Origin of the sequence: Paraburkholderia sp. MM5496-R1 (assembly GCF_050436205.1) — a bacterium.
GTDB classification, from domain to species: Bacteria; Pseudomonadota; Gammaproteobacteria; order Burkholderiales; family Burkholderiaceae; genus Paraburkholderia; species Paraburkholderia tuberum.
In genome coordinates this window covers 4,019,787-4,034,251 of sequence record NZ_JBNDLT010000002.1, presented here as the reverse complement: position 1 = coordinate 4,034,251, position 14,465 = coordinate 4,019,787, and the positions used below count along the sequence as shown (strand labels likewise).

Here is a 14,465-nt window from a genome sequence, read left to right as displayed (position 1 = left end):
CGGCGCCTTCGACGCGCACAGCGCACGCGAACGCGCGGACGGCGCGACGCGGATCGGTCGAAACCATCCGCGCCCGCGCCGGCGGACCTCACCAGCCGGTCAAAGAATCACACGCCGGAAATCGGCAAGAATCGAACCGAGGTATGCGTTGAAGCGCGCGGCTTCCGCTCCGTCGATCACGCGATGGTCGTACGACAGCGACAGCGGCATGGTCAGGCGCGGCTCGAACTGCTTGCCGTCCCACACCGGCTTCATCGCGCTGCGCGACAGGCCGAGAATCGCGACTTCAGGCGCATTGATGATCGGCGTGAAGTGCGTGCCGCCGATACCGCCCAGCGACGAGATCGAGAAGCAGCCGCCCTGCATCTGGTCCGGCTTCAGCTTGCCCTCGCGCGCGGCCTTCGACAGGTCGGCCATTTCCTTCGCGATGTCGACGAGGCCCTTCTTGTCCGCGTCGCGAATCACCGGCACCATGAGGCCGTTCGGCGTGTCAGCGGCAAAACCGATGTGGTAGTACTGCTTGAACACCAGGTTGTCGCCGTCGAGGCTCGCGTTGAAGGTCGGGAATTTCTTCAGGGCCGCCACGCAGGCCTTGATCACGAACGCGAGCATCGTGAACTTGACGCCCGCCTTCTCGTGTTCCTTGTTCAGCTTGACGCGCAGCGCTTCGAGCTCGGTGATGTCCGCTTCGTCGTTGTTCGTGACGTGCGGAATCATGACCCAGTTGCGATGCAGGTTCGCGCCCGAGATCTTCTTGATACGCGACAACGGCTTCGGATCGATCGGACCGAACTTCGTGAAGTCGACCTTCGGCCACGGCAGCAGATTCAGCTCGCCACCGCCGGCGGCCGGCGCGGCCGCACCAGCCGGCGCCGCGCGCTGGCCCGTCATCACGCCCTTCACGAACGCGGTCACGTCGGCCTGCGTAATGCGGCCCTTCGGACCGGTGCCCTTCACTTGGCCGACGTCCACCCCGAGTTCGCGCGCGAACTTGCGCACCGACGGCGACGCATGGCTCGGATGACGCGAGCCGCCTTCTCCAGCCGGGATCAGCGGCGCCTGCGCGAGCGCGGACGGCGCGGCCGGTGCCGGGGTCGGCGTGGCCGGCGCGTCGAACGGCTTTTCAGTCGGCGCCTTCGCGGCCGGTGCCGGCGCGGGTGCCGGGGCAGCGCCGCCTTCCGCTTCGATCACGACGATGACCGAGCCTTCCGACACGGTATCGCCAACCTTCACCTTCACTTCCTTGACGACGCCGGCGGCCGAGCTGGGCACATCCATCGTCGCCTTGTCGGATTCGAGCGTGACGAGCGACTGTTCCTTCTCGACACGATCGCCTACCTTCACCGCGATCTCGATCACGGGAACGTCTTTGTAGTCGCCGATATCCGGCACCTTGATTTCCTGCACGCCACCGCCTGCCGCCGCGGGTGCGGGCGCCGCAGCGGGAGCGGCCGCCGGCGCAGGAGCAGGAGCCGGTGCGGCAGCCGGCGCGGGCGCCGCGGCAGCGGGGTTGGCGCCTTCGAGCACGATGATCAGCGTGCCTTCGGACACCGCATCGCCGACCTTGACCTTCACTTCCTTGACGACGCCGTCGGCCGAGCTCGGCACGTCCATCGTCGCCTTGTCGGATTCCAGCGTAACGAGCGATTGCTCTTTTTCGACGGTGTCACCCGCCTTCACCAGCACCTCGATCACAGGGACGTCCTTGTAATCGCCGATGTCCGGCACCTTGACTTCGATCGCTTGACTCATTGTTAGTGTCTCCTGGGCCGCGCACGCCGCCGGCCCCTCGCGATGAGGAGCAAGCGCGTGCATCGTGGCACACGGGTGATGCCTTAGACGGTCATCGGGTTGGGTTTGGCGGGATCAAGGTTGTACTTCTTGAGCGCCTCGGCGACCACCTTGCGTTCGATCGTGCCTTCGTCCGCCAGCGCGTTCAGCGCGGCGACCGTGACCCAGTAGCGATCGACTTCGAAGAAGTGACGCAGCTTCTCGCGCGTGTCCGAACGGCCGTAGCCGTCAGTGCCCAGCACGACGAACTTCTGCGGCACGAACGCGCGGATCTGCTCGCTCAGCGCGCGCACGTAGTCGGTCGATGCGATGACCGGACCCGGCGCATCCTTCAACAGCTTCTCGACGTGCGACAGCTTCTTCTCTTCGGTCGGGTGCAACAGGTTCCAGCGCTGCACTTCGTGACCTTCGCGCGCGAGCTCGGTGAAGCTCGGCACGCTCCACAGGTCGGCGTTGACGCCCCAGTCGTTTTTCAGCAGGTCGGCCGCGGCGATCACTTCGTTGAAGATCGTGCCCGCGCCCATCAGTTGCACGTGCGGCGCCTTTTTATCGGCTGCGGTCTTGCTGAACGAGTACATGCCCTTGATGATGTCGGCCGCCACGGTCTCGCCCTGCGGGATCGCCGGGTGCTCGTAGTTCTCGTTCATCACGGTGACGTAGTAGTAGACGTCTTCCTGGTCGGCGACCATGCGGCGCAGACCGTCCTGCACGATGACCGCGAGTTCGTAGCCGAACGTCGGGTCGTAGCTGATGCAGTTCGGCACCGAAGCCGCCCACATCAGCGAGTGGCCGTCTTCGTGTTGCAGGCCTTCGCCGTTCAGCGTCGTGCGGCCCGCCGTGCCGCCCAGCAGGAAGCCGCGCGAGCGCATGTCGCCAGCGGCCCATGCGAGGTCGCCGATGCGCTGGAAGCCGAACATCGAGTAGAAGATGTAGAACGGGATCATGATCTCGCCGTGCGTCGAGTACGACGTCGCGGCCGCGATCCAGTCGGCCATGCCGCCGGCTTCGTTGATGCCCTCCTGCAGGATCTGACCGGTCTCCGACTCGCGGTAGAACATCAGCTGGTCGGAATCTTCCGGCACGTACTTCTGGCCGTCCTGATTCCAGATACCGATCTGACGGAACAGACCTTCCATGCCGAACGTACGCGATTCATCCGGCACGATCGGCACGACGCGCTTGCCGAGCGTCTTGTCCTTCAGCAGGATGTTCAGGATCCGCACGAACGCCATCGTCGTGGAGATCTCGCGGCCTTCGCCCGTGCCCTTCAACAGCGGCTCGAATGCCGACAGTTCCGGCACCGGCAGCGACTCGGCCTTCTGACGACGCGCCGGCAGATAGCCGCCGAGGTCCATGCGCTTCTGGCGCATGTATTCGAGTTCCTTCGAGCCTTCCTCGAACGTCAGGTACGGCACGTCGACGATCTGCTCGTCCGTGATCGGCAGACGGAACTGGTCGCGGAACTTCTTCAGCTGCTCCACCTGCATCTTCTTCTGCTGGTGGGTGATGTTCATCGCCTGGCCGGCTTCGCCCATGCCGTAGCCCTTGATCGTCTTCGCGAGGATGACGGTCGGCTGGCCCTTCGAATTCGTCGCTTCCGTGAACGCCGCGTAGATCTTGTGCGGATCATGGCCGCCGCGGTTCAGATTCCAGATGTCGTCGTCGGACCAGTCGGCGACCAGCGCCTTCAGCTCCGGCGTGTTGAAGAAGTGTTCGCGCACGAACGCGCCCGACTCCGACTTGTACGTCTGGTACTCGCCGTCGACGACTTCCATCATGCGGCGCATCAGCGCGCCCGACTTGTCGCGCGCGAACAGCGCATCCCAGCGGCTGCCCCAGATGACCTTGATGACGTTCCAGCCGGCGCCGCGGAATTCGCTTTCGAGTTCCTGGATGATCTTGCCGTTGCCACGCACCGGACCGTCGAGACGCTGCAGGTTGCAGTTGATCACGAACACGAGGTTGTCCAGACGCTCGCGGCCGGCCATGCCGATCGCGCCGAGCGATTCCGGCTCGTCCGTTTCGCCGTCGCCGAGGAAGGCCCAGACCTTGCGGCCGTCGGTCTTCGCGATGCCGCGCGCCTGCAGGTACTTCATGAAGCGCGCCTGGTAGATCGCCATGATCGGGCCCAGGCCCATCGACACGGTCGGGAATTGCCAGAAGTCCGGCATCAGCCACGGATGCGGATACGACGAGATGCCCTCGCCGCCGACTTCCTGGCGGAAGTTGTCGAGCTGCTTGTCGGTCAGGCGACCGAGCAGGAACGCGCGCGAGTAGACACCCGGCGACGAGTGGCCCTGCACGAACACGAGGTCACCGCCGTGCTCGGCCGACGGTGCGTGCCAGAAGTGGTTATAGCCGACGTCGTACAGCGTGGCGGCCGATGCGAACGACGCGATGTGGCCGCCGACGTTGGTTTCCTTGCCGGCGCGCAGCACCATCGCCATCGCGTTCCAGCGGGTGTACGAGCGGATACGGTGTTCGATGTCCTGGTCGCCGGGGTTCTTGGCCTGGCGCGCGACCGGAATCGTGTTGATGTAAGGGGTGTTAGCGGAGAACGGCAGATGTTCGCCGTGCACGCGTGCGAATTCGATCTGTTTTTCGATCAGGTAGTGGGCACGGTCAGGGCCTACTGCAGAAATCACGCCATCCAGCGCTTCCAGCCATTCGCCGGTTTCCTGGGGATCGTCGTCTTTATCGGCGGCGACATATTTCATGACTTCGTCGGGTACAGCGGACATGCTCGTCTCCTGGGTATGGGGAACGCACTTTGAACAGACGACGCGGACGCAGGAATGGCCGCGGCAGCTCCGGCCGATTGTAATAAGGGTCCCGACGTCAGCGCAACCAAATTTTCAAATTACGAGATCAATTCTCATAATGCGGAAAATTGCTGCGACGCAACCTAGTTTGACTGCCGATCGACTGATCCGCCGGCTAGTTTGCGCCGATTAACTGCACTTTCCGTGCTTTTTTGCGCCATTTGTCGGGGACGTGCTGAGCTACAATGCCACGCATGTTGACCGAACGGCTCTTCTCTCGCTCGGCGCGCACCGCGGGTTCGCCGGCGGATTCGTCGCCGTCCTCGCGCTGGCACCACGGACCCTGGTGGTCCAATTCCTATTTGCTGACGCCGCTCCTGTCGATCCTGGTGTTCCTGGTCGTCATGAGCCTGATTCTGTGGAGTCTGAACCGGCGCGAGCAGCAACAGCAGGAAGACACGCTGTACCGCAACGTCGCGTGGGCGCAGCAGCAGATCCGCCTGTCGATGACGGGCGCGCAAGAGCAGATCCAGGCACTCGCGCGCGACCTCGCCGCCGGCCATGCCGACGAGCATTCGTTCCAGGTGAGCACCACGGACATCATGCAGGGGCATCCTGAGATCCTCTACATGAACTGGTACACGGGCCAGCAGCAGCCGCGCTGGCCCAACGCCGCGCCGCCGGTGCTCGGCCAGCGGCTCGCGCGTCCGAACGACGCGCAGATGGACGAAGCTGTCAAGGCCGGCTTCGCCGAGGCGCGCAACACGCGCCGCCAGGTGTACTCGCCGCTCATCTACGACGACCTCGGCAACGGCTTCATCACGCTGCAAACGCCGATCTTCCGCGACCGCGATTTCCTCGGCACCATCGCCGCGGTGTTCTCGGTGGAAGGCATTCTGAAGCGCGACATCCCGCCCGAGCTGTCGGCCAAATACAAGATCTCGATCATCGACGCGAACAACCGCGAGTTGACCACCACGTCGACCCGCCCGCGCCTGCCGCGCGACATGTTCTACGACCTGCCGCTCGACCCGCCGGGCCAGGGCATTTCGGTGCGCGTGTACGCGTTCCCGCAGATCACCAACTTCACGAACAACACGCTGGTGTGGCTGGTGGCCGGCCTCTCCTGCTTCGTACTGTGGAGCCTGTGGAGTCTGTGGAAGCACACGCGCCAGCGCTTCGAGGCGCAGCAGGCGCTCTACGCGGAAGCGTTTTTCCGCCGCGCGATGGAAAACTCCGTCCTGATCGGCATGCGCGTGCTCGACATGCACGGCCGCATCACGCACGTGAACCCGGCGTTCTGCCGCATGACCGGCTGGGACGAAAGCGACCTCGTCGGCAAGAGCGCGCCGTTCGCCTACTGGCCGCGCGACGCGTACCCCGAGATGCAGCGTCAGCTCGACATGACGCTGCGCGGCAAGGCGCCCTCGTCCGGCTTCGAGCTGCGCGTGCGGCGCAAGGACAGCTCGACGTTCCACGCGCGGCTCTACGTGTCGCCGCTGATCGACAGCTCGGGCCGCCAGACCGGCTGGATGTCGTCGATGACCGACATCACCGAGCCGAAGCGCGCGCGCGAAGAGCTCGCCGCCGCCCACGAACGCTTCACGACCGTGCTCGAAAGCCTCGACGCGGCAGTGTCCGTGCTCGCCGCCGACGAAGCCGAGCTGCTGTTCGCGAACCGCTATTACCGGCATCTGTTCGGCATCCGCCCGGACGGCCACCTCGAACTCGCGGGCGGCGGCTTCGACGCCTCGCAGGCGTCGTCCGATTCGATCGACATGGTCGACACCTTCGTCGGCCTGCCCGCCGCCGCGCTGACCGAAAGCACCGCCGACGCGCAGGAAATCTACATCCCCGGCATCCAGAAGTGGTTCGAGGTGCGACGCCAATACATCCAGTGGGTCGACGGCCATCTCGCGCAGATGCAGATCGCGACCGACATCACGACCCGCAAGCGCGCGCAGGAACTCGCGCGCCAGCAGGACGAGAAGCTGCAGTTCACGAGCCGCCTGATGACGATGGGTGAAATGGCCTCGTCGCTCGCGCACGAACTGAACCAGCCGCTCGCCGCCATCAATAACTATTGCTCCGGAACCGTCGCACTGGTTAAATCCGGTCGAACGACGCCCGACAATCTGCTGCCGGTGCTCGAAAAGACCGCGCAGCAGGCGGTGCGTGCCGGCATGATCATCAAGCGTATCCGCGAGTTCGTGAAGCGCAGCGAGCCGAAGCGGCAGGCCACGCGGGTCGCGGATATCGTCGCGGACGCGGTGGGTCTCGCCGAAATCGAGGCAAGGAAGCGGCGCATTCGCATCGTTACCGATCTGCGCTCGCGGCTGCCGGTGATCTACGTCGATCCGGTGCTGATCGAGCAGGTGCTCGTGAACCTGCTGAAGAACGGCGTCGAGGCGATGGCCGAAGCGCGCCCGAACGCGGTCGACCCAGTCATCCGCGTGGTCGTGCGACTGGAGAGCGGCTTCGTCTGCATCAGCGTCGTCGACCAGGGGCCCGGCGTCGACGAAGCGACCGCCGAGCGTCTGTTCGAACCGTTTTACAGCACCAAGTCCGATGGCATGGGCATGGGGCTGAACATTTGCCGTTCGATTATCGAATCGCACCGCGGCCGTCTGTGGGTGGTCAACAACGTCGAATCCGACGGCCACATCACGGGCGCCACGTTCCATTGCAGTCTGCCCATTGGGGAGCCTGACGGCCCGAGCAACGGCGGGTCCGAGGCGCCGATACCACAAACCGTTACGGGAGAGCTATGAACAGCCCAGTCACCACACAGGAAACCGTCTTTGTCGTCGACGACGACGAGGCCGTGCGAGATTCGCTGCGCTGGCTGCTGGAGGCGAACGGCTACCGCGTTCAGTGCTTCTCGAGCGCCGAGCAGTTCATCGACGCATGGCAGCCGCATCAGCATCCGGGCCAGATCGCGTGTCTGATCCTCGACGTGCGGATGTCCGGCATGAGCGGGCTCGAGTTGCAGGAACGCCTGATCGCCGACAACGCGTCGCTGCCGATCATCTTCGTGACGGGCCACGGCGACGTGCCGATGGCGGTGTCGACGATGAAAAAAGGCGCGATGGACTTCATCGAAAAGCCGTTCGACGAAGCCGAACTGCGCAAGCTCGTCGAGCGCATGCTCAACAAGGCACGCAGCGAAAGCACCAGCGTCCAGCAGCAGCGCGCCGCGGCCGAGCGCCTCGGCAAGTTGACCGCGCGCGAGCATCAGGTGCTCGAGCGGATCATCGCGGGCCGCCTGAACAAGCAGATCGCCGACGACCTCGGCATCAGCATCAAGACGGTCGAAGCGCATCGCGCGAACATCATGGAAAAGCTGAACGTCAACACGGTCGCCGATCTGCTGCGACTCGCGCTGTCGAACAAGCCGCAAACGGCGCAGTAACAGAGGCACGGGCGGCCTTTCGTTCGGAGGGGCCGTTGGTACGTGGCCGCCATCCGTGGCGGTTGCGTCGCCGGTTCGCGACTGCCTGACCGACGCCGAGTCCGGCGTGCGGGTGGCGCGCGAGCGGCCTGCCCCGCCGCTCGCAGTGCGCTTCCTGGCCGCCACAGGACCGCCGCCACAGGGCCGCCGCCTCACATCCCGGACGCTCCCACGCGCGCCGCGCGCCCCGAATCCACTGCGAAAGCGCGCCCCCGCGCCGGTATAATGTCGGACTTCGCAGCGGCGCCTTGCCCGAACCGGCAGCGCGCCTGTCGCAGGGCGACGGGGCTCCGTGGCTCCGTGGCTCCGTCAGCCAGCCGAAGCACGCCGTCGCGCGCCCCTCCGCGCGAGCGCTTCGCCCCGCCTGCCAAACCGTCTGTCCCGACCTGATTCCCGATCCCAATCTCGACCCAACGTTCGACCGACCATGACTGCCAAACTGATCGACGGCCTCGCCCTCTCCAAGACCCTGCGCGCCGACGTCGCGGCGCGCGCCGCCGCCCTGACCGCCCGCGGTCATCAGCCGGGCCTCGCCGTGATTCTGGTCGGCGACAATCCGGCCAGCGAAGTGTATGTGCGCAACAAGGTGAAGGCCTGCCACGACAACGGCCTCGGCTCGTCGTTCGACCGCTATCCGGCCGATCTGCCCGAAGCCGACCTGCTCGCGCGCATCGACGAGCTGAATCGCGATCCGGCCATCCACGGCATTCTCGTGCAGCTGCCGCTGCCGAAGCACATCGACAGCCACAAGGTGATCGAGGCGATCGCGCCCGAGAAGGACGTCGACGGTTTCCACGTCGCCAATGCGGGCGCGCTGATGACGGGTCAGCCGCTGTTCCGTCCGTGCACGCCGTACGGCGTGATGAAGATGTTCGCGGCCTACGGCATCGATCTGAAGGGCGCGAACGCGGTCGTGATCGGCCGCTCGAACATCGTCGGCAAGCCGATGGCGCTGCTGCTGCTCGAAGCGGGCGCGACCGTCACGATCTGCCACAGCAAGACGCGCGATCTGGCCGCGCACACGCGCAACGCCGACGTCGTGGTCGCCGCGACCGGTCTGCGCAACATCCTGACCGCGGACATGGTGAAGCCGGGCGCGACCGTGATCGACGTCGGCATGAATCGCGACGACGCCGGCAAGCTGTGCGGCGACGTCGACTTCGCGGGTGTCAAGGAAGTGGCCGGCCATATCACGCCGGTGCCGGGCGGCGTCGGCCCGATGACGATCACGATGCTGCTCGTCAACACGATCGAAGCGGCCGAGCGCGAGGCGGACGCGGCCAAGGCGTAACCGCTGGGCGGTGAGCGCGAGGCGGAGTGAGGCGACTCATCCGTCTCGTCCACCGGATCATCACCCGCCCTTCTCTCTCGCAGAGCCACCGCCTCCTTACCGCGTCGCCGGATCCCGCGGCCCGCGGCCTGCCCCAACGCGCGCCCAACGCGCCGCAACATCTGTTAATTTGTCAGCCGATGGATTGGAATCGGCGCCCCCCGCCCCAATAATGTCCGTAGCCGGTGCCGCCATGCGCCGGGCGTCGAGCGACCCAGCACGAGACGGCACGCGCGAGCGCCGCACCGCCCCCTTCACCCGCGTCAGACAGGAAGCCTTATGTCCACTACCGCCACGCATCAAGACAACCCGCTCCTCGATTTTTCCGATCTGCCGCGCTTTGGCTCCATCCGACCCGAACACGTGACGCCCGCCCTCGACGTGCTGCTCGCCGACGCGGCGGCCGCCGTCGAGCGTGCCGCGTTGCCGGCCACGCCCGCGTCGTGGGCCGACGTCGTCGAACCGGTCGAGCGCGCCACCGAGCCGCTGTCGCGCGCGTGGAGCGTGATCGGTCATCTCAATGCCGTCGCCGATACGCCCGAGCTACGCGCCGTGTACGGCGAGAACCTGCCGCGCGTGACCGAGTTCTGGTCGAGCGTCGGCCAGAATCTCGCGCTCTACGAGAAGTACAAGGCACTGAACGCCAGCGACGAATTCGCATCGCTGAACGGCGAACGCAAGAAGATCCTCAGCAACGCGCTGCGTGATTTCCGTCTGTCGGGCGCCGAGTTGCCGGAAGACCAGAAGCCGCGTTTCGCCGAATTGCAGGAGCGCCAGGCGGCGCTGTCGAAGGCGTTTTCGGATCACGTGCTCGATGCGACCAACGCATATGCGTACATCGTCGATGCGGGCAACGAAACGCAACTGGCGGGACTGCCCGAAGACGTGATCGAAGCCGCGAAGGAAGCCGCCGAGCGAGACGGCAAGACTGGCTACAAGTTCACGCTGCACTTCCCGTCTTATTTCCCGGTCATGCAGTACTCGGAAAACCGTCCGATGCGCGAAGCGATGTATCGCGCATACGTGACGCGCGCGTCCGAGCTCGGCGCGCAATACGGCAACGGCAAGACCGAGTGGGACAACACCCAGGTGCTCGCCGACGAACTGAAGCTGCGCGCCGAAGAAGCGCAGATGCTCGGCTACGGCAACTTCGCCGAAGTGTCGCTCGCGCCGAAGATGGCCGAATCGCCGGCGCAGGTAATGGCCTTCCTCGAAGACCTCGCGACGCGCGCGCGTCCGCATGCCGAGCAGGACTGGAAAGAGCTGCGCGAATTTGCCGCGAGCGAACTCGGCATGACCGATCTGCAGCCGTGGGACATGACGTTCGCCGCCGAGCGCCTGCGCCAGAAGCGCTATTCGTTCTCGGAAAACGAAGTGAAGCAGTACTTCCCGGAAGACGCGGTGTTCAAGGGCCTGTTCAAGGTCACCGAGACGCTGTTCGGCGTGCGCATCCGCCGCGACGAAGCGGCCGTCTGGCATCCGGACGTGCGCTTCTTCCGCGTCGAGAATCAGGACGGCGGCCTCGTCGCGCAGTTCTATCTCGACCTGTATGCACGCGAAGGCAAGCGCGGCGGCGCCTGGATGGACGACGCACGCGGCCGTCACAAGCTCGCGCATGGCGCGGTGCAAACGCCGGTCGCGTATCTGACCTGTAATTTCTCGGCGCCGGTCGGCGGCAAGCCCGCCTGCTTCACGCACGACGAAGTGATCACGCTGTTCCATGAGTTCGGCCATGGCTTGCATCACATGCTCACGCGCGTCGATGAGCTCGGCGTGTCGGGCATCAACGGCGTCGAATGGGATGCGGTCGAGCTGCCTTCGCAGTTCATGGAGAACTTCTGCTGGGAGTGGGACGTGCTGTCCGACATGACCTCGCACGTCGATACCGCGAAGCCGCTGCCGCGCGAGCTGTTCGACAAGATGCTCGCCGCGAAGAACTTCCAGAGCGGCCTCGGCACGCTGCGGCAGATCGTGTTCTCGATGTTCGACATGCAACTGCATACCGGCTTCGACGCGAACGGCGCGAAGAGCGCCAACGAACTCGCGCGCGAAATCAACGAACGCTTCCACGTCGTGCCGCAAGCGCCGTTCTCGCGTTGGCCGAATACGTTCAGCCATATTTTCGCGGGTGGTTACGCGGCCGGCTACTACAGCTACAAGTGGGCCGAAGTGCTGTCGGCCGACGCGTACGCGGCGTTCGAGGAAGCCGCGCAAGCCGCGGGCAGCGTGCTCGATCAGTCGACCGGCATGCGTTATCGTCGCGAGATTCTCGAAGTGGGCGGCAGCCGTCCGGCGATGGAATCGTTCAAGGCGTTCCGTGGCCGCGAGCCGAATATCGATGCGCTGCTGCGGCATAACGGCATGGCGCCGGGTGCCGCGCACTGAGCGATTGAAACGTCGCGATGATCGTTCGTTCGGCCTGGATGCGATGGCGCTGAATGAACGATGCCGATAGAAAAACCGGCGGTCTGCTCGCGCAGGCCGCCGGTTTGTCATTGATGCGCGAGATACGTCGCTACGCGCGATGCAGCTTGAAATCGACCTGCTCAGGCCGCCCTTCGAGCGATAACGACACGCTCGCGGCCGGCGCGCGGCCGACCACCCTGCCCCGGCTAACCACCACGAGCCGCGCGGCGCGCAGACGGATCGCCTCGAGTTCGTCGCGCGCATCGAGCACGACGAGATTGGCCGCGCATCCGGGCGCGATGCCATAGTCTTCCAGACCGAGAATGCGCGCCGCGTTCACGGTCACCGCGTCGAAACAGGCGTGCATGCCGTCGACGCTGGTCATCTGCGCAACATGCAGGCCCATCTGCGCGACTTCGAGCATGTCGGCCGAACCGAGGCTGTACCACGGGTCCATCACGCAGTCGTGGCCGAACGCGACCGTGATGCCCGCGGCCAGCATCTCCGGCACCCGCGTCATGCCGCGCCGTTTCGGGTACGTGTCGCTGCGGCCTTGCAGCGTGATGTTGATCAGCGGATTCGCGATCGCCGCGACGCCCGACTCGCGAATCAACGGCAGCAGCTTGCTCACGTAGTAGTTGTCCATCGAATGCATCGACGTCAGGTGCGAGCCGGCGACACGTCCGTGCAGGCCGAGCCGGTGCGTTTCGGCCGCGAGCGTTTCGATGTGGCGCGATAGCGGATCGTCCGATTCGTCGCAATGCATGTCGACGCGCAGGCCCTTTTCGGCCGCGTACTCGCACAGCATGCGCACCGACTGCGCGCCGTCGGCCATCGTCCGCTCGAAATGCGGAATGCCGCCGACCACGTCGACGCCCATGTCGATCGCGCGCTTCAGATTATCGAACGCGCCGGCGCTGCGCAGCAGACCGTCTTGCGGGAAGGCAACCAATTGCAGATCGAGATACGGCGCGACGCGGCGCTTCACTTCGAGCAATGCCTCGACCGCGAGCAGACGCGGATCGCACACGTCGACGTGGCTGCGGATCGCGAGCAGGCCGCGCGCGACCGCCCAATCGCAATACTGCATCGCGCGTTCGATCAACGCTTGCTGCGTGAGCTCGGGCTTCAGCTCGCCCCATAGCGCGATGCCTTCGAGCAGCGTGCCCGACGCGTTCACGCGCGGCAAACCGTACGACAGCGTCGCGTCCATATGGAAATGCGGGTCGACGAACGGCGGCGTGACGAGCGAACCGGCCGCGTCGATTTCGTCGCGCGCGCTCGCGGCCAGGTTGGGCTCGATGGCGACGATACGGCCCGCGTCGATGCCGATGTCGACTGGGGACTGGTGATGCGGGGACAGCTGGGCGGCACTGCGCGGCAGCGTCGCGTGGCGGATGATCAGATCCATGTTCGCTCCGGTTGATCGCGTTCGGACTCGCTACGATTCTATCGGCGCCAGAAAAATGCGGGCACCGATGCGTACCGGCGCGCAGGCCGAAATCCGTACCGGCTGCGCGCGATGCGACGCGCCTATACTCGCCGTTTCGGCCATGCATCGACGGAGCGTACAGATGAAAACGATCGGCGTGATCGGCGGAATGAGCTGGGAGTCGTCCACCGAGTATTACCGGCTGCTGAACCGCCACGCGAAGGCGCGGCTCGGCGGCCATCACAACGCGCGCAGTCTTCTGCTGACCGTCGATTTCGCGTCGATCGAGGCGAACCAGCGCGCCGGCGACTGGCACGCGCTCGGCGAACAGATGGCCGACGCCGCGCGCCAGCTCGAACGCGGCGGCGCCGATCTCGTGATTCTTGCGACGAACACGATGCATCGCGTGTGCGAATCGATCGAGCAGGCGATCACGGTACCGTTCCTGCACATCGCCGATCCGACCGGCGCGGCGCTGCGCGCGGCGGGCGTCGAGCGGGTGGGCCTGCTCGGCACGCGCTACACGATGGAGCAGACGTTCTATATGGGCCGGCTGCGCGAGCGCTATGGACTCGACACGCTCGTGCCTGACGAGGACGAACGCGCGGACGTGCACCGCATCATTTACGACGAGCTATGCCACGGTAACGTGACCGACGCGTCGCGCAAGGTTTATCAACGCGTGATCGAGCATCTGGCCGCGCGTGGCGCGCAGGCGGTGATACTCGGCTGCACGGAGATCACGCTGCTGATCAAGCCGGAAGATTCGGTGCTGCCGGTGTTCGATACCACTGCGTTGCATGCGCAGGCGGCGGTGGAGTGGGCGATCGGGGCGAAGTGAAAATGGGCTCGGGGCTCTGGTTTTGCGCCGGAAGGAAAACAGATTCGTCTCCCTTTGTCGCTGAGAGATGGCGCGAGTCGAAAGCGATAGATCGACACTGAGAACGTCCCGTGCATAAACGTCGGACCGCACGAAACTGTCCGCAACTGGCTACAAGCCGATTATTCGCTCAGAACGCGCTGGATCTCCTCGAGAAAAGAGGCGGTTGTGTAGCCCCAGCCTTCGGGACGAAACCCCCTCCTGAACACCTGTTTGAAAGCGGCGTCCAGGTCACTCGGATGTTCGCTCCTGAACGAGTCAATTTCGCGAATCAAATATTCATAATCGTAAGGGCTGTCTTTCTTGTAACACGCGACAATTTCTTGCACGTTCTCCCCGAACAGGTCGAAGTCCTGGCCGAAATACACATTAAAAATATGCTCCATTGCTGGATAGCGCTCGGAGTAACTCAT

9 protein-coding genes are annotated in these 14,465 nt (G+C 65.0%); 5 read left to right on the top strand and 4 right to left on the bottom strand.

The features are described from left to right. Window positions 1–99: 99 nt before the first annotated feature. Together aceF and aceE are read right to left on the bottom strand one after the other, a co-directional pair. Window positions 100–1,752, bottom strand: coding sequence for a dihydrolipoyllysine-residue acetyltransferase (gene aceF / locus OKW38_RS25835; RefSeq protein WP_429363643.1), 1,653 nt, complete (start codon window positions 1,750–1,752; stop codon window positions 100–102). Window positions 1,753–1,835: 83 nt separating this feature from the next. Beyond that, entirely contained in the window at window positions 1,836–4,532 is a 2,697-nt protein-coding gene (gene aceE, locus OKW38_RS25830; RefSeq protein ID WP_090800813.1) for a pyruvate dehydrogenase (acetyl-transferring), homodimeric type, read from the bottom strand. A 275-nt stretch (window positions 4,533–4,807) separates the two neighbouring features. Between aceE and fixL the strand changes: the two genes are divergently transcribed. From fixL to OKW38_RS25810, 4 genes are all read left to right on the top strand, one after another. Beyond that, window positions 4,808–7,324 (top strand): oxygen sensor histidine kinase FixL, encoded by a 2,517-nt coding sequence (fixL, locus tag OKW38_RS25825; RefSeq protein WP_167368661.1) that lies wholly within the window; start codon window positions 4,808–4,810, stop codon window positions 7,322–7,324. Beyond that, on the top strand, window positions 7,321–7,965 hold the full coding sequence (gene fixJ / locus OKW38_RS25820; protein WP_018417512.1) for an oxygen response regulator transcription factor FixJ: 645 nt from the start codon (window positions 7,321–7,323) through the stop codon (window positions 7,963–7,965). Before fixL ends, fixJ begins: the two co-directional genes overlap by 4 nt. A 466-nt stretch (window positions 7,966–8,431) precedes the next feature. Then, the gene (folD, locus tag OKW38_RS25815; protein ID WP_090800818.1) at window positions 8,432–9,295 is read left to right on the top strand and encodes a bifunctional methylenetetrahydrofolate dehydrogenase/methenyltetrahydrofolate cyclohydrolase FolD; all 864 of its coding nucleotides are present in this window, start codon (window positions 8,432–8,434) and stop codon (window positions 9,293–9,295) included. Window positions 9,296–9,613: 318 nt separating this feature from the next. After that, complete coding sequence (locus OKW38_RS25810) at window positions 9,614–11,719, top strand: M3 family metallopeptidase (RefSeq protein ID WP_184057356.1); 2,106 nt, start codon at window positions 9,614–9,616, stop codon at window positions 11,717–11,719. A gap of 130 nt (window positions 11,720–11,849) precedes the next feature. Here OKW38_RS25810 and OKW38_RS25805 read toward each other — a convergent pair whose 3' ends face one another. Continuing rightward, window positions 11,850–13,151 carry an amidohydrolase family protein gene (locus OKW38_RS25805; protein WP_184057358.1) on the bottom strand — a complete coding sequence of 434 codons (1,302 nt, stop codon included), beginning with the start codon at window positions 13,149–13,151 and terminating at the stop codon, window positions 11,850–11,852. 163 nt (window positions 13,152–13,314) lie between these two features. Between OKW38_RS25805 and OKW38_RS25800 the strand changes: the two genes are divergently transcribed. Beyond that, entirely contained in the window at window positions 13,315–14,013 is a 699-nt protein-coding gene (locus OKW38_RS25800; protein ID WP_429363641.1) for an aspartate/glutamate racemase family protein, read from the top strand. A 161-nt stretch (window positions 14,014–14,174) separates the two neighbouring features. Here the strand turns inward: OKW38_RS25800 and OKW38_RS25795 are convergent, their stop codons facing one another. Beyond that, window positions 14,175–14,465, bottom strand: coding sequence for a contact-dependent growth inhibition system immunity protein (locus OKW38_RS25795; protein ID WP_429363640.1), 291 nt, complete (start codon window positions 14,463–14,465; stop codon window positions 14,175–14,177).

Coding starts and splice junctions, on each gene's coding strand:
- OKW38_RS25805 (WP_184057358.1), bottom strand. CDS start 13,151: ATGGATCTGATCATCCGCCACGCGACGCTGCCGCGCAGTGCCGCCCAG.
- OKW38_RS25810 (WP_184057356.1), top strand. CDS start 9,614: ATGTCCACTACCGCCACGCATCAAGACAACCCGCTCCTCGATTTTTCC.
- OKW38_RS25800 (WP_429363641.1), top strand. CDS start 13,315: ATGAAAACGATCGGCGTGATCGGCGGAATGAGCTGGGAGTCGTCCACC.
- fixL (WP_167368661.1), top strand. CDS start 4,808: ATGTTGACCGAACGGCTCTTCTCTCGCTCGGCGCGCACCGCGGGTTCG.
- folD (WP_090800818.1), top strand. CDS start 8,432: ATGACTGCCAAACTGATCGACGGCCTCGCCCTCTCCAAGACCCTGCGC.
- fixJ (WP_018417512.1), top strand. CDS start 7,321: ATGAACAGCCCAGTCACCACACAGGAAACCGTCTTTGTCGTCGACGAC.
- OKW38_RS25795 (WP_429363640.1), bottom strand. CDS start 14,465: ATGAGTTACTCCGAGCGCTATCCAGCAATGGAGCATATTTTTAATGTG.
- aceE (WP_090800813.1), bottom strand. CDS start 4,532: ATGTCCGCTGTACCCGACGAAGTCATGAAATATGTCGCCGCCGATAAA.
- aceF (WP_429363643.1), bottom strand. CDS start 1,752: ATGAGTCAAGCGATCGAAGTCAAGGTGCCGGACATCGGCGATTACAAG.